The 22,798-nt window shown below is 55.0% G+C and carries 18 protein-coding genes; 11 read left to right on the top strand and 7 right to left on the bottom strand.

The window, feature by feature from the left end; genetic code table 11:
• Positions 1-55 precede the first annotated feature (55 nt).
• Complete coding sequence (locus tag ABD949_RS22760) at positions 56-511, bottom strand: HYC_CC_PP family protein (protein WP_345247310.1); 456 nt, start codon at positions 509-511, stop codon at positions 56-58.
• Between the two features lie 163 nt (positions 512-674).
• On the opposite strand from ABD949_RS22760, the gene ABD949_RS30900 reads away from it, so the two are divergent.
• The 9 genes from ABD949_RS30900 (at position 675) to ABD949_RS22715 (ending at position 13,999) form a co-directional block, all read left to right on the top strand.
• Positions 675-1,019: a four-helix bundle copper-binding protein gene (locus tag ABD949_RS30900; protein ID WP_486348249.1), complete on the top strand. Its 345-nt coding sequence runs from the start codon at positions 675-677 to the stop codon at positions 1,017-1,019.
• A 587-nt stretch (positions 1,020-1,606) separates the two neighbouring features.
• Positions 1,607-3,757, top strand: coding sequence for a heavy metal translocating P-type ATPase (locus tag ABD949_RS22750; protein WP_425576798.1), 2,151 nt, complete (start codon positions 1,607-1,609; stop codon positions 3,755-3,757).
• Between the two features lie 143 nt (positions 3,758-3,900).
• Positions 3,901-4,227: a DUF6660 family protein gene (locus tag ABD949_RS22745; RefSeq protein WP_345247308.1), complete on the top strand. Its 327-nt coding sequence runs from the start codon at positions 3,901-3,903 to the stop codon at positions 4,225-4,227.
• Between the two features lie 92 nt (positions 4,228-4,319).
• Entirely contained in the window at positions 4,320-8,747 is a 4,428-nt protein-coding gene (locus ABD949_RS22740; RefSeq protein ID WP_345247307.1) for a CusA/CzcA family heavy metal efflux RND transporter, read from the top strand.
• A gap of 20 nt (positions 8,748-8,767) precedes the next feature.
• Positions 8,768-10,132 (top strand): efflux RND transporter periplasmic adaptor subunit, encoded by a 1,365-nt coding sequence (locus ABD949_RS22735; RefSeq protein ID WP_345247306.1) that lies wholly within the window; start codon positions 8,768-8,770, stop codon positions 10,130-10,132.
• A gap of 80 nt (positions 10,133-10,212) precedes the next feature.
• Positions 10,213-10,848 carry a hypothetical protein gene (locus tag ABD949_RS22730; RefSeq protein WP_345247305.1) on the top strand — a complete coding sequence of 212 codons (636 nt, stop codon included), beginning with the start codon at positions 10,213-10,215 and terminating at the stop codon, positions 10,846-10,848.
• Between the two features lie 6 nt (positions 10,849-10,854).
• Positions 10,855-12,861: a heavy metal translocating P-type ATPase gene (locus tag ABD949_RS22725; RefSeq protein ID WP_345247304.1), complete on the top strand. Its 2,007-nt coding sequence runs from the start codon at positions 10,855-10,857 to the stop codon at positions 12,859-12,861.
• Positions 12,862-12,916: 55 nt separating this feature from the next.
• On the top strand, positions 12,917-13,498 hold the full coding sequence (locus ABD949_RS22720) for a methyltransferase family protein (protein ID WP_345247303.1): 582 nt from the start codon (positions 12,917-12,919) through the stop codon (positions 13,496-13,498).
• Positions 13,499-13,531: 33 nt separating this feature from the next.
• Entirely contained in the window at positions 13,532-13,999 is a 468-nt protein-coding gene (locus ABD949_RS22715; RefSeq protein ID WP_345247302.1) for a hypothetical protein, read from the top strand.
• Positions 14,000-14,116: 117 nt separating this feature from the next.
• On the opposite strand, the gene ABD949_RS22710 is transcribed toward ABD949_RS22715, so the two are convergent.
• From ABD949_RS22710 to ABD949_RS22690, 5 genes are all read right to left on the bottom strand, one after another.
• Positions 14,117-16,585, bottom strand: coding sequence for a TonB-dependent receptor domain-containing protein (locus ABD949_RS22710; RefSeq protein WP_345247300.1), 2,469 nt, complete (start codon positions 16,583-16,585; stop codon positions 14,117-14,119).
• Between the two features lie 685 nt (positions 16,586-17,270).
• Positions 17,271-17,933, bottom strand: coding sequence for a hypothetical protein (locus tag ABD949_RS22705; protein WP_345247299.1), 663 nt, complete (start codon positions 17,931-17,933; stop codon positions 17,271-17,273).
• A gap of 49 nt (positions 17,934-17,982) precedes the next feature.
• On the bottom strand, positions 17,983-19,206 hold the full coding sequence (locus ABD949_RS22700) for a hypothetical protein (protein ID WP_345247298.1): 1,224 nt from the start codon (positions 19,204-19,206) through the stop codon (positions 17,983-17,985).
• Positions 19,207-19,208: 2 nt separating this feature from the next.
• Positions 19,209-19,673: a QcrA and Rieske domain-containing protein gene (locus tag ABD949_RS22695; protein WP_345247297.1), complete on the bottom strand. Its 465-nt coding sequence runs from the start codon at positions 19,671-19,673 to the stop codon at positions 19,209-19,211.
• A 24-nt stretch (positions 19,674-19,697) separates the two neighbouring features.
• Positions 19,698-20,933, bottom strand: a complete 1,236-nt coding sequence (locus ABD949_RS22690; protein ID WP_345247295.1) for a di-heme oxidoredictase family protein — start codon at positions 20,931-20,933, stop codon at positions 19,698-19,700.
• Between the two features lie 198 nt (positions 20,934-21,131).
• On the opposite strand from ABD949_RS22690, the gene ABD949_RS22685 reads away from it, so the two are divergent.
• Together ABD949_RS22685 and ABD949_RS22680 are read left to right on the top strand one after the other, a co-directional pair.
• Complete coding sequence (locus tag ABD949_RS22685) at positions 21,132-21,359, top strand: hypothetical protein (RefSeq protein ID WP_345247293.1); 228 nt, start codon at positions 21,132-21,134, stop codon at positions 21,357-21,359.
• A 315-nt stretch (positions 21,360-21,674) separates the two neighbouring features.
• Positions 21,675-22,322, top strand: a complete 648-nt coding sequence (locus tag ABD949_RS22680) for a hypothetical protein (protein ID WP_345247292.1) — start codon at positions 21,675-21,677, stop codon at positions 22,320-22,322.
• Between the two features lie 322 nt (positions 22,323-22,644).
• On the opposite strand, the gene ABD949_RS22675 is transcribed toward ABD949_RS22680, so the two are convergent.
• Positions 22,645-22,791 carry a hypothetical protein gene (locus ABD949_RS22675; RefSeq protein ID WP_345247291.1) on the bottom strand — a complete coding sequence of 49 codons (147 nt, stop codon included), beginning with the start codon at positions 22,789-22,791 and terminating at the stop codon, positions 22,645-22,647.
• Positions 22,792-22,798 lie beyond the last annotated feature (7 nt).

Here is a 22,798-nt window from a genome sequence, read left to right as displayed (position 1 = left end):
GGCAGGAAATCCGGCCAGTGACTGCCGGGAGAAGCCAATAGGAAGCCTTCCTGACTCAAATGAGCCAGGTGCAGTGTTGGGTTAATCGGAAACGACCAGTACGGACCAGCGGATCGTCAGCCGACAGCCAGCGTGTCGGGGTACGGGCAGGAGAAAAGAGAGAGGCCAATAACCATTGTAAAGGCTCAACTGGCCACAAGTCAGTCACCGCTGGTGTCACTTGATAGCCATTGGCCCACGCCTGACTTTGAGTATCCAGGCGTTCGAAATGCTGAACATCTTTACAACAGGGGGTCTTGTAAACCTGAGGACCGGGTAAGTGGGCCTTAGGGCTGTCGGAGCAATGTTTCTGGCAATCCTTACTATTCAAAAGCAACTCGAAGGATTTGCCTTTCATCTGGCACCAATGCTCCACCACGACATGACCGGCGCTACCCAGCAGCACCAGCGCCGCCAGGAGCAAACAGACAAATCGCTGATAAAAGGCCAGTTTCATGGGAGAATCCTTCACGGGACAAACATAGTAGGTTTCCCGCACAATTAAATTACAGGATTCGGTGCAGGATTTACAAAATTTTTAGAAAAGCGCCGAAATATGAGGGAGAGGACCGGAGTGCCTAACCATCGGGTCCTCTGGGGGTTAGTAAGGAGGTAAACCAAACTGATTCAGTCTTATGGCACACGAAAAATTTCAATCTTGTATTGAGGCCTGCATTGCCTGTGCAGTTGCCTGTGATCATTGCGCGGATGCCTGCCTTCAGGAGTCAGATGTGCAGATGATGGCCCGCTGTATCAAGCTCGACAAGGACTGCGCGAAAATCTGCTATACGGCCGTGACTTTTATGGCTAGTAACAGTGCGTTTGCCGCGCAGGTATGTCAGCTGTGCGCTGACCTTTGTGAGGCTTGTGCCCAGGAGTGTGAGCAGCATGCCGACCACCATGATCACTGCCGGATGTGCGCCGAAGCATGCCGCCGGTGCGCCGAGGAATGTCGTCGGATGATGAGCATGGCCGCCTGAGGTAAGAACAGTTTCTAAAGCCCAAACATCACCTGGGACTAGGTGATGTTTGGGCTTTCCCTTGCAGCAGTTTCCCCTTTACTCCTTAATGCATGTAATTGATAAATCCTTTGATCCGGGGCCTAACCAGAGAATTATAGAAATTTTGCAACTCTACTAGGAAATCTTGTAAAGCCGGTGTGACTGATAACGAGTTATTTAGCGAAAAGAAAAACGTTCTGCCACCCGGATATATGAGACATCAACACCAGTATATGCTTCACGGCCTAACCACTGTGGAACAAGCCGAACAAATCAAACGGGCTTTATTAACGCTTCCCGCTGTGCAGGATGCTCAGGTGACCCTACAACCGCCCCAGGCCACAATTACCGTTGAGGAGCATCCCTCGGTAGACCAGCTACAGCAGTTGGTTTCTACTGTTGGCAACTTCCATATTATGGAAACTGGACCGGATGCCCATCCAACACAAGGTGGTTATTCCCATAGCGATCATTCCCACCAGAGTACGATGGGTACATCCGGTCCCATCCAGCAGCCTGGTGACTCCCACCATAGCCATCATCCTATTGAAAACAGGGGGACTCCCATGAGCAAACCCCATGCCACGGCGCAACAAACCAAAGAACCACCTGCCGAACAACAGGCCCAGCAACACATTGGCCACGATGGACACAGCGGCATTATGGATCATACCCAGCACCGGGGTGGTACCGGAATGGACCATAGCCAGATGGATCACGGCAACATGAAACACGGTTCAGGTGGACACGACGGGCACAGTGGTCACGACCACGAAGCCATGATTAAAGATTTTTTGCGTCGTTTCTGGGTATGTCTGGTTTTATCGGTGCCGGTCATTGCTCTATCCATGATGTTCCAGGATCTTATGGGATATCACCTGGATTTCCCTTACCGTGAACCTATCGTTGTCGTATTAGCCAGCATTATTTATGTATATGGCGGATGGCCATTTTTGACCGGAATGGCCGGTGAACTGCGTACGCGTCAACCGGGTATGATGACGCTGGTCGCGGTAGCCATCACCGCTGCGTATGTCTATAGTGTTGCCGTATCCGTTGGCTGGCTACAGGGTATGGACTTTTTCTGGGAACAGGCCACCCTAATCGATATTATGCTGTTAGGCCACTATCTGGAAATGAAATCGGTCGCCGGCGCGTCGCGCTCGCTCGAACTCATCGTGCAGATGCTGCCGGCAGACGCCCATAAAGTAGAAGGCAGTAAACTTGTCGATGTAAAAGTTGAAAGCCTGAATCCAGGCGACCTGGTGCTGGTCCGACCCGGCGAGCGGATTCCTACCGATGGGGAAGTAGTAGAGGGTGATAGTGCCGTGAATGAAAGCATGCTGACGGGTGAGAGCGTGCCCGTGCAGAAAGGTGCAAAAGATCCCGTCATTGCCGGTGCGGTAAATGGGGAGGGATCGCTGACGATTCGGGTCACGCACAAAGGACAGGACAGCTACCTGAACAAAGTAGTAAAAATGGTGCAGGAGGCTCAGAATGCCAAATCGCAGACGCAAACACTCGCGGACCGGGCGGCCGGTTGGCTGACCCTTCTCTCGCTGTCGGTGGGCCTTATCACTTTGGTAGCGTGGCTTTGGAGTGGCCAGGAGGTTTCCTTCGCTGTTGAACGCATGGTAACGGTGATGGTTACCTCCTGCCCCCATGCCTTAGGCGTAGCCATTCCGCTCGTCGTCGCCATATCCACCGCCATTGCAGCCCAGAAAGGGCTTTTAATCCGTAACCGTACTGCGTTTGAGGAGGCCCGAAAAATAACAGCGATGGTCTTTGATAAAACGGGTACACTGACCGAAGGGGAATTTGGCGTTACCCGCATCCGTGTATTATCAAAACAATCTGACGAGAATACCTTTCTCCGTATTGTGGCTGCCTTAGAGCAGCAATCGCAGCACCCCATTGCGCAGGGTATCGTCCGTGAAGCCAAAAAACGCGACTTGGATTTACCGGCTATCAGCGACTTCCAATCGATTACCGGCAAAGGCGTATCGGCTACGGTTGATGGCCAGCGGGTACTCGTTGTTAGTCCAGGGTATCTAAAAGAGAAAGGTATTCCCACCCCGCCGGATGCGTTCAGCAGCGGTGCCGAAACAGTGGTGTTTGTCTTAATGAACGACCAACTGGCAGGGTTTATAGCGCTGGCCGATAAAATCCGCGAAGATTCGAAAGAAGCGGTGCAGCGCTTGCAGCAATCCGGCATTAAGGTATTCATGGCTACCGGCGATAACCAGAAGGTTGCCGATGCCGTAGCCAGGGAACTAGGTCTGGACGGCGTCTACGCCGAAGTGCTACCCGATCAGAAAGTAAGCGTGGTAAAGGAGTTGCAACGCCAGGGGGCGTTTGTGGCCATGACGGGTGACGGGGTGAATGACGCACCTGCCCTGGCCCAGGCTAATGTGGGCATTGCCGTCGGTTCGGGCACGGATGTTGCCGCCGAAACGGCGGATATTATTCTGGTTAACAGCAAACCGACCGACATTACCAACCTGGTAGAGTTCGGTAGGGCCACTTACCGCAAAATGATTCAGAACTTACTCTGGGCTACCGGTTACAATGTGGTGGCCATTCCGCTGGCGGCCGGCGTACTGTATCCCAATTTTGTCTTGAGCCCGGCTTTGGGCGCGGTGCTCATGAGCGCCAGCACCGTCATTGTGGCGCTGAATGCCCAGCTTCTAAAAACAAATCTTAAAGCTCATGAATGAGGTAAACACCTGTTCCATCTGTTTTTGTAGAGGGAACACTTATTTTAGGTCAAGACACTGGCAGCAAGGGAATTTTTAGGCCCCTGGCAGACCCACTTGCTTTTGACTACCTGTTGCATTAAGTAAACCCGTATCTTTGCCGTATGAAATCGTGGACCTACCTGTTTCTAAGCGTGTACATGCTGCTGCTCTCGGTGCTGCCCTGCACCGACGGTTGCCTGCAGCTGCGTTCAGTGGGTAAGGTATCTACTGTAGCGGCCGATCATCACCAGCATGAGGGTCAGGCCACCAGTGATTTATGTTCTCCTTTTTGCGGGTGTGTCTGTTGCGGGACTGTCCTTGATACGCCTCCAGTATTCAGCTTCCAGCCGGTTCATCAGCTCCCTGCTGACGGAACTCGCTTTGCCGGACCGCTGCTCCAGTTTCCTTCCCCTGCGCTGTCTACCTGGCAGCCACCTCAGTTAGCCTAAGACGGGTGTAGTGTGCCCCAACCATACCCTGCAACCTTGTTGCAGATGCGCAGCACACGTATTCCTTTTGTTAGTCTTAGTCTCACTATCCTATGTTGGATTCCCTCATTCGTTATTCCATACAAAACAAACTTATCATTGGTATTTTAACCCTGGGGCTCATCATCTGGGGAGGTTACTCGTTAAGTCGATTACCCATTGATGCCTTGCCCGACATCACCAATAACCAGGTGCAGGTCATTACCCAAAGTCCGGCCCTGTCGGCGCTGGATGTGGAACGGCTTATCAGTTTTCCCATCGAGCAGGCCATGGCCACCATTCCGGACCTGGTTGAAGTACGTTCCATTTCCCGCTTTGGCTTATCGGTAGTTACCATTGTCCTGGAAGATAGGGTAGATATTTACTTAGCCCGCCAGCAGGTGTTTGAGCGGTTGCAGCAGGCCCGTTCCCAGATTCCAGCCCAGGCGGGTGACCCCGAATTGGCCCCGGTCACCACGGGTTTGGGTGAGATCTACCAATACATCATCCAGCCTAAAGCTAGCTATCAGCAACGCTACCCGGCCATGGAGCTGCGCTCCATTCAGGACTGGATCGTTCGCCGACAACTCCTGGGAACCCCCGGAGTGGCCGATGTCAGCAGCTTTGGCGGCTACCTGAAACAATACGAAGTAGCCGTGGATCCCCAGCGCCTGCAAGCCGCTGGCGTCACCATGGACGAGCTGTTCACCGCGCTGGAAAAGAATAACCAGAATACCGGCGGAGCCTACATCGACCGCCGACCCAACGCTTATTTTATCCGCTCCGAAGGACTGGTCAGTTCCCTCGGTGACATCGGCAAGATCGTCGTGCACCGGACCGAGGAGGGGATTCCCGTACTGGTCCGGGACGTGGCCACCGTGCAGTTTGGTAGTGCCGTGCGCTACGGAGCCATGACCCGTAACGGTGAAGGCGAAGTTGTCGGCGGCATCGTTATGATGCTGAAGGGGGAAAACTCCTCCGAGGTGATCGGTCATGTCAAGCAACGCATTGCGCAGATTAAAAAGTCCCTGCCCCAGGGCGTAGAAATTCATGCCTTCCTGGACCGGACCAAGCTGGTCAACCGGGCCATCGGTACCGTAGAAAGGAACCTGGTTGAAGGGGCTCTGATTGTTATTTTCGTTTTGGTGCTGCTGCTGGGAAACTGGCGGGCGGGCCTGGTCGTGGCCTCGGTGATCCCCTTGTCCATGCTGTTTGCGGTATCCATGATGAACCTCTTCGGCGTGTCAGGCAACCTGATGAGCCTGGGGGCCATTGATTTCGGCCTCATTGTGGACGGGGCGGTCATCATTGTGGAAGCTACCCTCCACCATATCGCCCTGAAAAACTTCCGCCACCGGCTTACCCAGGCCCAAATGGATGAGGAGGTCTATGAATCCGCCAGCCGGATCCGTTCTTCGGCCGCCTTCGGCGAAATCATTATCCTGATTGTGTACCTGCCGATTCTGGCCTTAGTGGGCATTGAAGGCAAGATGTTCCGACCCATGGCCCAGACCGTTGCTTTCGCTATTCTGGGGGCCTTTATTCTTTCACTTACCTATGTACCGATGGCTTCCGCACTGCTGTTGAGTAAGAAGCCGGTGCGGGAGGGCACCCGAACTATCTCGGACCGCATCATGGCCTTCTTCCACCGGCTTTACGACCCGGCCATTCGCTGGACCCTACAGCGTAAGGGCTTCGTAGTGGGCTTTTCCGTGGGTCTGTTTGCCCTGGCCCTATTGCTTTTCAGCCGCCTGGGTGGCGAGTTCATCCCGCAACTGGACGAAGGCGACTTCGCCGTCGAGACCCGGGTGATGACCGGCTCGTCCTTATCCCAATCCACCGATGCCTCACTGCAGGCGGGCCGCATACTCAAGGCAAACTTTCCCGAAGTCATTGAAACCATCGGTAAAACGGGTGCCAGTGAGATACCCACCGACCCCATGCCCCTGGAGGCCACTGACCTGATGGTGATTCTCAAGGATCGCCACGAGTGGACGTCGGCGAAGAGCCGCGAGGATCTGGCCGAAAAGATGCAGGCCAAGCTTCAGCAGATTCCCGGGGTCAGCTTCGGCTTTCTTCAACCCATTCAGATGCGGTTCAGCGAGTTGATCTCGGGCGTTAAGCAGGATGTCGCTGTCAAGCTCTACGGCGAAGACCTCGGTGTGCTGGGCGATTATGCCGCCCGCATTGGACGGGTAGTTGCCACCGTGCCGGGGGCGGAAGACCTCTACGTCGAGCAGGTGTCGGGACTACCCCAGATTGTGGTTCAGTTCAACCGGGATGCCCTGGCCCGCTTTGGTTTATCCATTGAAGACGCCAACCGCTATTTACAGGCGGCTTTTGCCGGTGCTTCGGCCGGTCTGGTGTACGAAGGCGAACGGCGGTATGAACTGGTGGTGCGCCTGCAGGCCCAGAGCCGACAGCGGCTGGAGGATGTGCAGAACCTGCTGATCACCACCGTGGACAATCCAGCCGAGCACGGACAGATGGTACCCCTGAGTCAAATCGCCGATGTATCGTTTCAGAACAGCATCAATCAGGTGCAGCGCGAGGACGCGCAACGGCGCATCATTGTAGCCTTTAACGTGCGGGGCCGGGATGTGGAAAGCGTCGTGCGGGAGTTGCAGGAGAAAATCGATGCCCAGATCAACCTGCCGGCGGGCTACTACGTCACCTATGGTGGCCAGTTCCAGAACTTGAAAGAAGCCAAAGACCGGCTGAGCATTGCCGTCCCGGTGGCATTAGGCCTCATCTTTCTGCTCTTGTTTTTTACCTTCCGCTCGGTGCGCCAGAGCCTGCTGATTTTTTCGGCTATTCCCCTGTCGGCGATTGGGGGTGTTTTCGCCCTGTGGCTGCGGGATATGCCCTTTAGCATTTCGGCGGGCGTGGGCTTCATCGCACTATTTGGCGTAGCAGTATTGAATGGTATCGTGCTGATCGGTGAGTTTAACCACCTTAAAGTGGAATCCGGTCTGGATTTACGGGAGCGGATTCTACAGGGCACCGCGACCCGGCTCCGTCCCGTGATGATGACGGCCCTGGTGGCTTCGTTGGGTTTTTTGCCCATGGCGCTGGCCACCTCGGCCGGTGCCGAGGTGCAGCGACCCCTAGCGACGGTCGTTATCGGGGGACTGATATCGGCCACGCTGCTGACCCTGCTGGTGCTCCCCTGCCTGTACTGGTGGGAACAAACGAACTTCGGCCGTCAACCTGCCGATGGGTCCGATTCGGGTGCCAAACCGGATCGGGCAGGAAAGGTGGCCGGGTGGCTGCTGGTGGCCGGTCTACTAAGCAGTAATGGAGCCAACGGGCAGGCAGGGCTTCCCAGCCCAGCTCCGCTGACGCTGGAGGCCGCCATCAATCAGGCCGTGACGAACCATGGCTCCAGCCAGGTGAGCAGTCTGAACATTGCCATTCAGCGCACGAACCGGCGCACCGCCCGCGAAATTGGCCGGACCGACCTGTCGCTTATCTCGGGGCAATATAATTCCGTGAACTGGGACAACAATGTTACGCTCACCCAGGGTATTCCCAACTTCCGGTTGATCAAGCGGCTCGAAAACCTGGCCGATGCGTCCATCCGCAGCAGCGAGTTGCAGGCCACCATGACTCGTCATGAGCTGCGAACGCAGGTGAAGCGGGTGTATTATACCCTCACGTACGTGGGCGAGCGGCTCCGTCTCCTGCGCCGGCAGGACAGCCTCCTGGTCGAGTTTCGGCGGGCTACCGAAGTGCGCCAGCGCACGGGTGAAGGCACGGCGCTCGAAGTGGCTACGGCGGAAAACTTAGTAGGCGAGATCCGCAATCAGTTGGCCATTACCCAGGCAGACCGGCAGATTGCCTTGGCGCAGTTGCAAACCCTGCTCAATACCAGTCAGGCGCTCACCCTGACAGATAGTGTGCTGACGCGCCGGCCCATTCCCCCGCTGGCCGATTCAGTCCTGGCTCAGACTCCTGCCCTGGCCCTGCTGCGGGGGCAGATCGACGTGGCTGCCCGGCAGATTGCCGTTGAGCGGGCCCGGCTGCGGCCTGATTTCTCCGTGGGTTACTTTAACCAGTCGCTTATTGGTACACAGCGGGTAGACGGTCAGGATGTTTTTTTCGGCGGAGGGAAGCGATTTCAGGGTGTGCAGCTTGGCGTGTCTATTCCCGTATTTCAAAAGGCTCAGCGAGCCCGGATTGAATCGGCTCACCTGGGACAGCAGCTGGGCGAAGCGCAGCTGGCGTTGAGTCAACGCAATGTGCAGGGGGAGTTATCGACTGCTGTTCAGGTGATTCGTCAGCAGCAGGCCAGCCTGCTGTACTTTGAGCAGACGGGTCTGCCGGTGGCTCAGCGCCTGGCAGAAGGAGCCCGAAAAGCCTTTCGCGCCGGGGAGGTGAACTACCTGGAATACTCACAGGCCCTAACCCGGGCGTACCAGACCCGTATGGCCTACCTGGATGCCATCCACCAATACAATCAGGCCGTTATTGACCTGGAACAAATCGTAGGCATACCCTAAGTGTTATATCCGCATCTTTTATGAGAACGAACCTATTATTCAGTGTATTACTGCTCAGTCTGGCCGCCTGCCAGCCGCAGGCAGATACGACCACCGAGGGTACCGGTCCGGCAGCGGCCAAAACAACCCAGACCGCCGAGGCACATGAAGAAGCACCAGTAGACCTGGTTGAACTAACTCCCGATCAACTCCGCATCGGTGGGGTCGAACTGGGGCAGGTCGAATACCGGAACCTATCCCCCAGGCTTCAGGTGAATGGGCGGCTGGCCGTACCCGCCCAAAGTCAGGTCAATATAACGGCCTTGCAGGGCGGTTTTGTGCGCAGTCTGCCCTTACTACCGGGCCAGCCGGTGCGTAAAGGGCAACTGCTGGCCCGCATTGAGAACCCGGACCTGATTCAGTTGCAACAGGACTATGCTGAAAACCGCAGTCGACTTACCTATCTGGAAACGGAGTTCGCCCGGCAGCAGGAACTTAGCCGCGAGAATGTCAGTGCGCTGAAGGTTTTACAGCAAACGACCGCCGATCTGAACGGCACCCGGGCCCGCGTAGCGGGGTTGGCTAAGCGCATACAACTGGTGGGCCTCTCGCCCCAGGCAGCCCTGAATGGCCGGTTCAGCGCGAATTATGCCGTTACCGCTCCGGTCTCCGGGGTGGTAACCAACGTGCCGGCTACTGCCGGGCAATACGTGCAGCCCGCCGACGTGATTGCCCAGGTCACCAGTAACCAGGGGTTATACGCCGAACTGACGGTATTCGAGAAAGATCTTCCCAAAATTGAGGAAGGGCAGCGCGTCACCATCCGGCTCACCAACGAAGCCGGAAAAGAACGCACTGGCCGGATTACCTACATTAATCGGGCGATTGACGCCGATCGGTCGGTGCGGGTGGTAGCCCGGCTTGACCAGCCTGACGGCCGACTGGTCCCCAATACCTTTTTGAAGGCCAGCTTAGATCTGGGCGATAGCCGGCTAACGGCTCTGCCGGAAGGTGCCATCGTTTCGGCGGAAGGCAAGGACTACATCTTTATCCAAACGGAGGAGAAAATACCCGGTGGCCCTGAACATGCCGAAGGAGAAGCCGAAACGCCTTCAACGGACTTAGATCACCCGTCAGGCGGGGGGGAGCGCGCTCAGGCTGGGCCTCACCAGGCTGGGCCTCACCAGGCTGGGCCTCACCAGGCTGGGCCTCACCAGGCTGGGCAGGCAGCCATCACGTTTCGGCGGGTGGAAGTGCGCCGGGGGGTAACTGAAGAGGGGTTCTCCCAGGTCGTGCTTCCTACCGGCTTCAACCCGGAGAACACGCGGGTGGTGGTGAAGGGTGCCTACGCGGTATTATCGCAACTGAATGTATCCAGTGGGGAGGAGGAAGGACATGGACATTAAGGTGCTTGGGGCATGGTTCCAGGGTAACAATCTTCCAATAATGGTGGTAAGTAAGGGATAGTTATGAAACGACGTTTAGTATGCTTTGGAACCTGATTGTCGGTAGCATATTACTGGGAGCGGTGCATGCCGCCATTCCTAATCATTGGTTACCTGTGGCGTTACTGGGGCGTAGTGAAGGCTGGTCGCAGCGCGAGACGGTAGGCGTAGTGGCCCTGAGCGGCTTTTTTCACACACTGAGTACCGTGGTGCTGGGTGTTGCCATCGGCGCCATCGGCATGGAGGTATCCGTGCGGCTGGAAGCGCAGACCCGGCTGGTGGCGTCATTGCTGCTGGTATTTATGGGGCTGATTTACTTCGCCATGCACGATGCCAACGCCGGATCGCCGGACCGCCCCCACGAACATGTACCCAGGGGACTGGCAGGCCGTTCAAAGGCAACCATCATTACCACTCTGTCAGTAACTATGCTGTTCTCGCCCTGCCTGGAGATTGAAACGTTCTTCTTCACCGCTGGCACACTGGGCTGGCCCGCTATCACCATGCTGGCCGTAGCCTATACCGTCGTCACCATCGCCTGCATGGTCGGGTTGACGGCTCTTTCCTACCGGGGGTTGGCCCGCCTCAACTGGCACTGGCTCGACCATCATGAGAAACGCATTACCGGGGGCATTCTGATTGCCCTGGGCATTTTCACTTTTTTTATCGAACTCTAATTTCCTATGGCAGACGAACACAACTCAATCCAGGGTGGCCACGACGGTCACAACCACGGTGACGATGTCGAATTAATTGAAGAGGGCACCACCCCGGCCGCTGCGGTGGCTCCCAAAGAAGGCCCGTTCCAAACCTGGCGTACCTATGCGCCCGCTGCAATCAGCCTGGTTCTGTTGTTGGCCGGTATCGCGCTGGACTATTTTAAGTTGAGTTGGTTCACAGACCCCTTTCGCGCGATCTGGTATGTAGTCGCTTATCTGCCTGTGGGATGGCCGGTACTGCGCCGGGCGGGGAGCAACATTCTGAAGGGAGACGTGTTCACCGAATTTTTCCTGATGGGCGCGGCCACCCTCGGTGCCTTCGCCATTCGGGAATATCCCGAAGGGGTGGCCGTAATGCTGTTTTACACCATCGGTGAGTTGTTTCAGGATGCCGCCGTGCTGCGGGCACGTCGGTCGATCAAAGCCTTGTTGGACGTTCGACCCGATGAAGTAACGGTGATCAGTAATGGGCAAGCCCGAACTGTTCAGGCCGCCACGGTCGCGGTGGGCGACGTGGTCCAGATCAAGCCGGGCGAGAAGGTGGGCCTGGATGGTACCATGCGATCAGCCACAGGTACGTTCGATACGGCGGCGCTGACAGGCGAAAGCATCCCACGCACCATTGAGAAAGGTGAGGCGGTACTGGCGGGTATGATCAACCGACAGTCGCTGGTGGAGATGGATGTGACCACGCCCTATCAGGATTCCAAGCTGTCGCGCATTCTAAAGCTGGTGCAGCAGGCCACGGGCCGCAAAGCCCAGACCCAGGAGTTCATTGCCCGCTTTGCCCGAATCTACACGCCCATCATTTGCCTGCTGGCCGTGCTGATTACGGTCGTGCCCTATTTCCTGGTGGCCGACTACCGCTTTGCCGACTGGCTCTACCGGGGGCTGGTATTCCTGGTCATCGGTTGCCCCTGCGCGCTGGTTATCTCGATTCCGCTGGGTTATTTTGGGGGGATTGGAGCCGGATCACGGCAGGGTATTCTGTTTAAAGGGTCGGTCTTCCTGGACCTGATGACTCAGGTAAAGACGGTCGTCATGGATAAGACCGGTACGCTCACCAAAGGCGTCTTCAAGGTCCAGGAGGTAAAGCCCATCGGCATCGATGCCAAAGAACTGGCCCGGCTGACGGCCGCCCTGGAAAGCAAATCGACCCATCCGGTGGCCACGGCGGTGATCGAGTATGCCCGTGTGAACGGCCAGGGCTACGAGACTGTCTCCGTAGAGAACATCGAGGAAATAGCCGGTCATGGCCTAAAAGGACGGGTCGACGGAAAAGACATGCTGGCGGGTAATGCCAAGCTGCTTCGCAAGTATAACGTAGGCTTCGACGAAGCCCTGACCAAGATTCCCTACACCATTGTAATGACGGCCATCGACGGCCAATTTGCGGGCTATTTCACCATTGCCGACGAAGCCAAGCCCGATGCCCAAAAGGCCGTTGCCCGGTTGAAAGCCGAGGGCATTCGCACGGTGATGCTCTCGGGTGATAAAGCGGCAGTGGTGAACGTCGTTGCTAGACAGGTGGGCGTTGATGAGTGGTACGGCGATCAGTTGCCTGAAGATAAAGTAGCTCAGGTCGAGCGGCTCAAAGCCGAACTGGCAGGCAATCCCAAAGCAAAACTAGCCTTCGTCGGTGACGGGGTGAACGACGCGCCGGTGGTCGCCCTGGCCGATGTAGGCATGGCGATGGGCGGTCTTGGTTCCGATGCGACTATCGAGACGGCCGATGTAATTATTCAAAACGACGAACCAGCCAAGATTGCCATGGCCATCGAGATTGGCCGAGCTACGCGCCGGATCGTCTGGCAGAATATCACCTTGTCGATGGTGGTCAAAGCTATCGTTCTCGTGTTGGGGGCCGGTGGCCTGGCTACGATGTGGGAAGCCGTCTTCGCTGACGTAGGCGTGGCGTTGCTGGCCATCCTAAACGCCGTACGGGTGCAGAATTTGAAGTTTGACCAATAAAATTGATCGTTAACTACCAGCCCGGTACACACCGGGCTCACCACCACTACACACGATGGAAACGTTTATCAAACCGTATTTATGGCTTATTTTTCTCATCTACCTGGGCATTGTCCTGGTGCTACCCACCTACCGGGTATGGAAGCAGACCGGCGTTAATCCGTTGACATTTGGCGCTACGGATTCGGCGCACGATTACGCGGGACGGGTTTTCAAGGTCCTGCTGGGCCTTTTGTTGGGAACGGTTCTTGTGTACTGCTTTACGGATTGGTACGGGTGGCTATCTCCGATTGCCTGGCTGGAAAGGCCCCTTATAGCCGCAGCAGGTATCTGGCTGATGGGGCTGTCGCTAGTATGGATTATGGTCGCCCAGTACCACATGAAGCAGTCGTGGCGCATCGGCATTGACGACGAGCACCATACCCCGTTAATCACCTCCGGCATTTTCGCTTATTCCCGTAACCCCGTCTTTCTGGGTATGCTGGTCGGGATTGGGGGCCTATTTCTTTTGCTGCCCAATGCCGTTACGTTTTGTTTGTTCGGGGTCAGCTATGTGGTGATGCAGCTGCAAGTCCGTCTGGAAGAGGCGTTTCTGGAAGGCCAGCACGGACAGGCCTACCAGGCGTATCAACACTAAACCAGACGCTGGCTATAACCGACGAATGAGGCCATGACCATTACCCTATCCTCCTACTTAGCCATTTCAGCCGAGGTCGCCTTTGACCGGGTGAAACGCCCGGCGTTACTCCACTACATCGGCTATCCGCTGATTCACTTTGTTCCTTCAACGCCTTTTCCATCTGTCTGGCAGGAAGGTGAGTATGAAACCCAGATGAACTTACTGGGACTGATTCCACTTGGCCGCCAACTAATTCGGATTGAACTGCCCACCCCCGCTACCGACGGCTCGTTTCGGGTACGGGATAACGGGCAGGGCCAGTTGGCCCGTACCTGGGATCATTGGATTACCATCAACCCGGTCGATACCAACCGTTGCCGCTACACCGACCAGGTTAGCGTCCAGGCGGGCCTGCTGACTCCGCTGGTCTGGCTGTTCGCGCTGGGCTTCTATAGCTGGCGGCAGTACCGCTGGAAACGGCTGGTCCGGCTTAACTTTCAACCCATTACCTATTCTTAAAAAGAAGACTGGCTGTGTACTCTATTGCTTCATCTTCGCCCCTGCTGTCCATCTATCGTGCGAATCTATGCAAAAGGTAGTACGCCCTCCCACCAATACAAACTGGCGGTCAGCACCCTACAACTTTATCCCCACCGACAGATAGGCGTTTCGCCCATCGGCGGGCAAAATACCCGGCCCCGGATAGCCCCCGGCCCGGCGCGTAAAATACCGGGCATCGGTCAGGTTGTTGATCCCCGCCCGCAGGGAATACCGGCGGGCCAGCCGTAGCGAGGTGGATACGTCAACGACCCGATAGGCGGGAATCAGTCCGTTTTGGCCGTTGGCCGTTGGCGTTACGGTGTTGTTGGCATCGCTGTAGGCGTCGCCCACGCGGTTGAGCAGGGCTGTCAACGTAAAGGTTTTGTAGGTATACGTGACCCCGAACCGGCCGATAAACCGGGGTGCATGCTCAACCCGCTTATCCCGTAAATTTCCTTCTACTAATTGACCGTTGGAAACGCTCGCCGTGGGCAGGTTCAGGTAGCGGGCATCCGTAATGCCCAGCGACGTAAACAAATTCAGGTGTCCCACCTTCGAGCGGCTCGATAAGGCCGCCATCAGGTCAATTTCCAGATACGCTTCCACGCCCTTGCTCACGCTCTGGCCCAGGTTGGTCCGGTACTGAAAGGGTCGGCTGGAGGCATCTAAGCGCGTCAGGGTGCCAATGCGGTTGGCGTAGTTGAGGTAATAGTAGCCAATATCGTAATTGAGAAACCGGCGATAACTCCCGCGCAGGCCCGCATCCACGGTGAAGCCCCGCGAGTCGGACAGGTTGGGATCAATCACGAAATCGGTCAGCGCAGCCGGTGTCAGATCACTGAACAACACAGGGCGGTACGCCTGCGAATAATTGCCGTAGAAGGTAGCGAAGGGAGCCAGCTTGTATTCCGTACCCACGCCGAGTAGCGCGAACAGGCGTTGCTGGCTGCGACTAACGCCGTTTTCAATCCCGTTGGCGGCAACGCTGTAGCGCCCGGCAATGGCATTATCGAGCCGTTCAATGCGCACGCCCGGTGTAAGGGTCCACCGTGCACCAAGCCGGAACAGATTTTCAGCAAAAGCCGCCATGTTGGTCGTCTGGAGGGTCAGGTCGCGCGGAAAATCCGCCGTTTGTAGGGTCAGGTTATAGTCTGATCTCGTATCGCCCCGGCCCTGCTGCTGCCGGTGGGTGTTCCCCCTGAAATACTTTATGCCCGTCGACAGCGCGTGTTGCCGCCCCTGGGCAGTGTATTGCGTGATGAACCGGAGTTCGCTGCCCCAGTTCCGGTAGGTATCGCGGTCAAGCTGGCGATTGGGCAACTGCCCGGCTGCATTCGGGACATCGGGCGTGGTGATGGCCGCCGTAAAGCCGATGCTGCTGCGCTCGGCCAGCAGCCCATGCACGTTGAGAGTCATCCGGGTTCTATCACCGACCACATACTCGGCGGTCAGCACCGGCACTGTCCAGGGCGTACTGAACCAGTTGCGCCCGCGTTGGCTTTGCCGGGCATTCTGAGCAAACTGCGCGTCGGTCAGACCACCCGCCTGCTGGGTCTGATTGCTGTTTCGGGTCAACTCGGCCGACAGTCGCAGGCGGTTTGTTACGGCGTAACTCACGGATGCATAGCCGTTAAAAATGCTGTACCGGCTGTTTTGCCGCCAGCCGTCGGCCCGCCGGTAATCAATATACCCCATGTACTGGAGCCGCCCAACGGTGCCACCCAACGAATTGTAGGTGGAAAACAGACCGTAGCTCCCCACCGATTGCTGCGATTCCAGACTGAACGCTTTGTCGGTAGCTGGTTTTTTAAGCACGTAATTGAGCAAACCACCGAACTGGGGACCATATTGGAGCGATGCTCCCCCCCGTACCAGCTCGATCCGCTCAACGGCCAGCATCGGTGGATTATAATACGCTTCGGGGTAGCTGAAGGGGTCCGAACTAATGTCCACCCCATTCTGACGAACGTTGAATTCCCACGAGCGGTTGGGGCTTAAGCCGCGCACCGCTACGCCTACCTGCATCCCGGAGCCTTCGCTTTCCCAGACCATCACCCCCGGCGTTTTGCTGAACACCTGGCGGCTGTTGTTGGTAATCAGGTTGGCATCCACCACGTTAAGGTTGACGACCTCCGTTTTTTTGCCAGCATAAATGGCCGTTGGCCCCACGTCGGGCAACGAGTCGCGGGCTGGTAGCCCCCTGGCAGCGATAACCTTTACTTCATGTAATTCCTGCACACTGGCCAGAATGGTCAGGGTTAGACTCGTAATCTGCTTATTTACCACGTCGGCGGGCTGCACTACGGGTTGCAGACCAATTCCCGTGACTGCAACCGTGTAACGGCCGACGGGCAGATGCTGAAACTGAAAGTACCCTTTTGCGTCGGTGGAACGCTTATGAATGGTGCTGCTGAGGGTTACCGTTACGCCTTCGACGGGTAGTCCGTCGCGGTCAAGCACCCGACCCTGGATTGAATTAATGCCCCCCTCGGGCGCTGAACTCTCCGCCCGGATTGATGCTACCGGCTTTAGCAGAAGAAAAAGGACAAGTAGAAAGACCCGCATGATTGATGATACCTATTAAGGTGGACTGATTTGACTTTATTTCACCTATGTATCGCCATCATCTGGGGCAAGTTATCAACCTACCCCGAAAAATAGAATCAAGCTTTCAGAAAAATCGGGTGGGGGAAATGCCCTCTTTCTCCAAAGTAACAAGTATAAACAAATGACATCGTAAGGGGTCAGTTACCAATGGCGGTTTTGAAAAGGAACGGTCCGAGAAGTTATCAGTTTATTTGAGATCACTCTGATTTTTTTCCTGTCCTCTCACTTTATATCATATCGTAGTCACTCCGGCAAGCCAAGCATTCGGATGCCAGGGAGCCATTTGCTGAAAGGCAATTTAGGTGTCGGCTTTTAGGCATCGTTTTAAGCACCCTGGTGGTTGTAAAGCAGAAAACCTCGCTGTTGCCGACAGTAGCGACATCGACATAAATGCAGGACAAACACTTCCTGCCCCCGGAAACGAGCTTGATGTACTTCCCAACCGAAGTGATAGGTGGGCCACGATTGAGCGTTTTGAATGAGTTGATTCAGCCACCGTAGCTTAGAACGGGCTGTTCTTACCAGTGCTGGTTAGCCGACGGAAGGCTGCCCCAACGAGGCTGAGTCGCCAGCAGGCCCAGGCTGAGAATAAGCACGAGTTTCATGCAGGTCCAGTTTAGGAATGGTCATGGGAGTACTCAGGTTAGAACTTGATGACGATCATGGCAGCTGCGAACGCCCCGAAGGTCGTGTAGGCAGCGGCCCGGTGGTAGGGCTTCAACTCGTAGTTATGCCGGATCTGCCTGGCCAGCATATTGGTGGCAATCATGCCCGTCAGGTGAACGATGGCCAGGTATTTGTGTAGTTTGATGGAGCTAAACCCGCGCCGTCGTCCGCCGATCAGCGGGGGCGGAGCCGTTAGCGAGAGCAGGGCTGTGGTAGCGTAGCTGATGTTGACCGCCGTGCCAAGCGCTTCGTGCGCATTCCGTAATCGTGTATAGCGAGCACCCTCCGCCTGGTAGAGGTTGGCTCCCAAAATACCCTGCGCAATAAATCCGGCTAGCGTCACAAAGCCCAGTGCCTGATGGCCAACCAGCATCGTGCGTCGCAGGGTCAATTCTCTCCGCCGACTTTCAGTAGTCAACGGGGCAAGGCCGGTCCGCCTGAGCAAGCCCTTTTCACCCCAAAAAGCCCGTTGGGTGAATACCATCCGCTGGGGCAGCAGGGGCTGCGTGGTGGCTGAACTGTCGACTAATGCGGTCAGCAAGCTATCGGCGGCCGTAGGGGCTACCCTCCGCGTCGTATCCTGCGCGTAGAGTGGCCCGGTCAGCAGGAGGCAGAAGGCCCCCCAAAGCAATACCTTCATACCAGAAAGTGGCTCACCGGTTTTGGCCGGTGAGCCTGATAGGTTTGGTTCAGAAATAAGTCGAAAAGCCAAACTGAAAGCCAGCGGTGCGGGCCGGAGGATTACCCAGCAGGTCCGTTGTCCAGTGATACCGGTAATTCGCCCGGATAACCGTCACCGGGGAAGGGCGAAAGCTAATACCAGGGACTATGACCCATAGGTCATCGCCGATTGCACCTCCCGTTTCGTTGAAGGTACCCACGTTGTAATCAACGCGCTCCAGGCGGAGGGCCGCATTGATGACCGCATTGTTCCAACCTAGTATGGGCCGGCGGACGAAGGGATGCACAATATCCAGCCAACCACCCTGCTGCCTGCGTCCAAATTGCTGGGTAAAGGTGGCGGGTACATTGACCCGGGCCCATACCCATTCGCCGTTCAGGAACGTGCCCGTCGGTAAGGTGGTATTAAAATCCACGGCCCAGACATCGACCCGCCGACGCTGGTCCAGGATTAAACCATCGTCCTGAAATTTATTATAAACGCCACCCATCCAGGATAAGCCAATCTCGCCGACTCGTCGCCGTTTCAGCGCTGTTTTTAAGGTAACCAGGGGGACACCATTAAAGCTTTCTTCAAACCGATCCCGGTTCGCTTTGGTGGCCGGCAGCCAGGTACGCCCCTGTTCATTGACGATGATTTGTTCGTCAAAACCATTGGTCAAATAGGCTTCATAAGCCCATACCCAGCCACGTTTATACAATTTTCCGTACAACCCAAATCCCACGTTACTCCACGTCGAGGGAATAATAGTTACAGACGAAAGGGGCCGGTCGATAAACTCCCATTTGGGACCATCATGGTTTTGGTTAAACGAACCGATTGGGTTCATCACAATCCCCCCCCGCAGATTAAGCAGCGGATGCAGTTCAATATCCATGGCCGCAAACTCGATATTGATCTCCTTGGTACCGTCTTCAAACTCCAGTTCGGATAAGAATTTAATGCGTCGATTAATCGTCGAGGCCAGGAATAACGTCATCCGACGCATTTGAAACGACAGCCCTTCCGTAATGCCATCGGTGGCCATGTACTGCGTATTCGCTTCCAGGTAGCCACCAACCGACACCGGCAGTTTGCCCACGGATAGAAATGGGCGGTCATAGGTCGCATCCATATTCAGTTTAATCCGGTTTGTATCGGGATTAATCACCCGGTTAAATACCGTGGAATCCGTCTGCGCCAGGGCAACGGATGCGCTCCACCACAACACGAGTACTAGAACATGTTTCATGGTTAGCCGATATGAATATAGATGTGTTGTGGATCGGACGATACCCGGAAGGTAGTCAATGGCTTTTCCGCGGGGCCTTCCGTTACTTTACCCCGGTTATCGAATTCGCTGCCATGGCCCGGACAGGTCAGATACCCATCATGGGCATTTAGCTCATTACCCTGGTGCGAACATTTCATCAACACGGCGCTATACTCTGTATCGTTGAAACGGTATACATAGATCGGATGCGACTGTCCTTTCATTTCCACCAGGATAAAGGGGCGAATGGTCACCTCCCCTTTTTTGGATACCGCTTCAAATTCCTTTCTGGCTATTTGAATGGCTTTATTCTGCAAAACGGGCTGCTGGGCATAATACACGCTCTTACAGCCGGAAAGAGCCGTTGACAGCCCTACGAAGCCTAAACAGGAAGCACGGCACGTTACTAAAAAAGTTTTCCGATTGATGGTTTTGGTAGATGACATAAACAGGTAGGATTTAAAGAAACGTTACAGTGACTCCAGAAATTTAAGAAGCTTGGCTTGCTGGCCAGCGTCTAGTTGCTGATATAGTTCACGGCTCCGGCTGGCCTCGCCCCCGTGTAAGCGGATAGCCTCTTCGATGGAGCGGGCCCGTCCGTCATGTAGCAGGAAATAGTGCCCACCCTGGGAAGCTTTTGACAGGCCCAACCCCCACAAGGGCGGGGTACGCCATTCTGAGGTTTTCGCTGTCCCTTCAGTATAGCCGTCATCTAAGCCCGGTCCCATGTCATGCAGAAGCAAATCGGTATACGGCCGGAACGTTTTGTTGGCCAGTACGCTTAAATCCGACTGTTGGGTTTTCCACTCCGGCGTATGGCACTTGGCGCACTGAAGGGTGGTAAATAACTGCTGTCCGGCGACAACCTCCTCATCATGGGGCGTACGCTGAACGGGAATTTTAAGCGTGCGCAGGTAGAATACCACATTAGCAACTTCGGCGGCTGACACTTCGGGATCGGCCACGTTATCCCCCCCCTGGTCTCCCAGGGCATAGTTAATCGGATCTTCCTGATCAAAAAAACTGGTAATGCCCATATCCTGCTTGTAGGCATTTACCGTTTGGTGCAACAGATCAATGGCTGCGGCCTTTTTGCCAAAGCGACCCACGTAGCGGAGTTGGGCCCCCAGACCTTTTTGGGGTTTATGCAAGGCTTGTGCCTTAAAGAAGACCGGGGCGTCAATCCAGTTGGCGACCCCTGAAATGCCATCCTTATCCCGATCATCCAGATCTGCATTGGCGAGTATCTGTTCATCCGTTAAGGCGGCCAACAGGCCCAATCCCGTGTTAGCCGGCGGCATAAACTTGGAAAAGGTAGCCCCCTGCGGGATCTGTTCGGGTGAATGACCATGGATGGCCCGGTTTTGTAATTGAGGTCCTCCCTGGTTCATGAATTGGTTACCCAGCTCGTCGCTTTGTCCAAACCGGGTGAGGGTGGTAAATGGGTGGCCTTTGCCATCACCAGCGTGACAGCTGATGCAGGAGGTAGCGACAAAGATGGGTCCTAAACCGGTGGCGGCTGTAAAGGTGCGGGAGAAGGCGACATCGCCGGCTAAAAACCGGGCATTTTGTTCCGGAAGCAACTCCCCGATAGGGCCATCCAGCACATCGTGTTCAGCTGGGGCATCCGGCAAAAAGGCATCACAGGCGCTAATGATTCCGATCAGCAGCAAGCTCAACCAATAGAGTATAGTTCGTTTGCTCATAAACAGCGTTGTTTTTGTCTTGGGTAAGAAATAGGAAACGGCATGCCCCAATGGATTAATGAGGTAGCGCTCGCTTCGGCAGGAAGCGCATAGTGGTGGAGAGACTATTGAAAATCAGGAAATTGGGGGACCTCGCAGGCTGATTACCCCGTACCAGGCCAGATCCTCTGCCGGGTTTACCAGGATGGGCAAACCCGTTTGGGTTTCGACTGCGAGAAGAAACGAAAAGAAGAACGCGACTTCCCCTACAAAGGGTGTATGGCAGAGGGCATGGAGCAGCCACAACTCGTGCTGGGAGTGATTATTGGGCTGGTATGGGCAATTGGGATTGGGACAATAGGGATGCGCGTGAACAATAACAGTACCCCCCGGCAGCCGGTGGGCGTGCCGAAACACGATGTTATTGAGTACAATCAAGGCAAATAGTACCAGGAGTGTACTCGCTAACGATTGCCGGTGGGATCCAAGGGCGTTCACGTGTTAAGGGAGCATTTTGGTAAAAATAATAACTTTATTATTAACAACCTAAATTTTTTTTAAGGCTAGTCTAAATTAGTTACGAGGGCTAACAAAGTACCTTCCATAAAGGCTTGGATAAAATTTCCCGGAAACTGGCTATAGTCGAAAAAAACGAGCTCCTGACCAGAACAGGATTGTCAGAATTTATTTGAAAGATAATATAATAAATTGATAAACAGCTTTGTATATTTCAGCCCGTAAGCTTATAAACCGGATATCCCAATGGAAACCTTGACTGGCAGGCTTGTCGTGATGACCCTGTTGCTCCTGTACAGTAAATTTGGCTGGGCACAACCGTTTCTCAACGGGCCTTCTGTACAACAGACCCAATCATTGGTCGATAATCGAATGTCGCAGACGGAATCAGGCAGTACTGTTTCCCATTACTACCATACTCAGGCCCTTCAGCAAAAACTTAGGCTTTTGAGTAAACGATTAATTCACCTATCCGTCGTCCGTGCGCCGGATTACGCTACCCTCCAGGAACAGCTTTATCGGTTCCTCCGCCAATTGGAGAGCCAGCCGAAAGATTATAGGCGTACGGAAATTTACCAGGCTGTCATGATGAGGCTCAACCAACTGGATGAAGATGTCAAAGCTTCTTTAACAGACGCTCACCGGATGGCTTTTTCGCAAGCTTCTTTAGATACCAGGTCAGATACCAGCTTTTGGCTAAACCGGCAAGTAGTCACGTACCCGTTCGCTCCGGTATTCCGACAGGCCGATTACCGGTCAGCCCTTGTACATTTACTAGGATCTGACGAGAGCATAACCATCCTAAAAGCGGATCATGATTACTATTTAGTTCAATGGGGGACGCAGCAAGGATATATCTCTAAAGGAATGGTAGTGGAAATTATTCCCAAATGAGCGATGGGCGCATGATTGGAATGCCATTCTGAAAGCTTCTAGGTTACCGAACTTTCATTGGTGTAAAGCAGTTTGTTCTCCTGCAATCAAAGGTGTTTAAAAGAAAAGCGGCTGTTAGTTGATCTATACTAACCGCCGCTTTTGCCTGTATAAAATTAGCAGTGACCGCAGCAGGTGGCAGCATCTTTCGATTTCTCAAAACTCTCCTGCCCTTCTTTAAAGGAAAACCAGGCCCAGCATACCGGCCGCATCAATATATGGCAGAATATGGCAGATGTAACAGCTCATAGAGCACGCATTAAGCCAGCAGCACCAGCGAAATTTAGACGCACACCATCGTGCATTTGCCATCAGCTATAATGGATGCTGAGTTGAGCTGTGTGCCGGTGCGAATTTTCCATCCGGCCAGCACCCGCATAATGACTATCGAAAGCACCGAAACCACAATCCAGGCCACGGTCGTTTCCATATTCTAC

Origin of the sequence: Nibrella saemangeumensis (assembly GCF_039541915.1) — a bacterium.
Lineage (GTDB): Bacteria > Bacteroidota > Bacteroidia > Cytophagales > Spirosomataceae > Nibrella > Nibrella saemangeumensis.
This window is presented reverse-complemented; position numbering and strand designations above follow the sequence as displayed.

What these genes read in the sequence shown, in the direction of transcription:
- ABD949_RS30900 (WP_486348249.1), top strand. Translation starts at nt 675, where the DNA reads ATGGCACACGAAAAATTTCAATCTTGTATTGAGGCCTGCATTGCCTGT.
- ABD949_RS22750 (WP_425576798.1), top strand. Translation starts at nt 1,607, where the DNA reads ATGAGCAAACCCCATGCCACGGCGCAACAAACCAAAGAACCACCTGCC.
- ABD949_RS22745 (WP_345247308.1), top strand. Translation starts at nt 3,901, where the DNA reads ATGAAATCGTGGACCTACCTGTTTCTAAGCGTGTACATGCTGCTGCTC.
- ABD949_RS22740 (WP_345247307.1), top strand. Translation starts at nt 4,320, where the DNA reads ATGTTGGATTCCCTCATTCGTTATTCCATACAAAACAAACTTATCATT.
- ABD949_RS22735 (WP_345247306.1), top strand. Translation starts at nt 8,768, where the DNA reads ATGAGAACGAACCTATTATTCAGTGTATTACTGCTCAGTCTGGCCGCC.
- ABD949_RS22730 (WP_345247305.1), top strand. Translation starts at nt 10,213, where the DNA reads ATGCTTTGGAACCTGATTGTCGGTAGCATATTACTGGGAGCGGTGCAT.
- ABD949_RS22725 (WP_345247304.1), top strand. Translation starts at nt 10,855, where the DNA reads ATGGCAGACGAACACAACTCAATCCAGGGTGGCCACGACGGTCACAAC.
- ABD949_RS22720 (WP_345247303.1), top strand. Translation starts at nt 12,917, where the DNA reads ATGGAAACGTTTATCAAACCGTATTTATGGCTTATTTTTCTCATCTAC.
- ABD949_RS22715 (WP_345247302.1), top strand. Translation starts at nt 13,532, where the DNA reads ATGACCATTACCCTATCCTCCTACTTAGCCATTTCAGCCGAGGTCGCC.
- ABD949_RS22710 (WP_345247300.1), bottom strand. Translation starts at nt 16,585, where the DNA reads ATGCGGGTCTTTCTACTTGTCCTTTTTCTTCTGCTAAAGCCGGTAGCA.
- ABD949_RS22705 (WP_345247299.1), bottom strand. Translation starts at nt 17,933, where the DNA reads ATGAAGGTATTGCTTTGGGGGGCCTTCTGCCTCCTGCTGACCGGGCCA.
- ABD949_RS22700 (WP_345247298.1), bottom strand. Translation starts at nt 19,206, where the DNA reads ATGAAACATGTTCTAGTACTCGTGTTGTGGTGGAGCGCATCCGTTGCC.
- ABD949_RS22695 (WP_345247297.1), bottom strand. Translation starts at nt 19,673, where the DNA reads ATGTCATCTACCAAAACCATCAATCGGAAAACTTTTTTAGTAACGTGC.
- ABD949_RS22690 (WP_345247295.1), bottom strand. Translation starts at nt 20,933, where the DNA reads ATGAGCAAACGAACTATACTCTATTGGTTGAGCTTGCTGCTGATCGGA.
- ABD949_RS22680 (WP_345247292.1), top strand. Translation starts at nt 21,675, where the DNA reads ATGGAAACCTTGACTGGCAGGCTTGTCGTGATGACCCTGTTGCTCCTG.
- ABD949_RS22675 (WP_345247291.1), bottom strand. Translation starts at nt 22,791, where the DNA reads ATGGAAACGACCGTGGCCTGGATTGTGGTTTCGGTGCTTTCGATAGTC.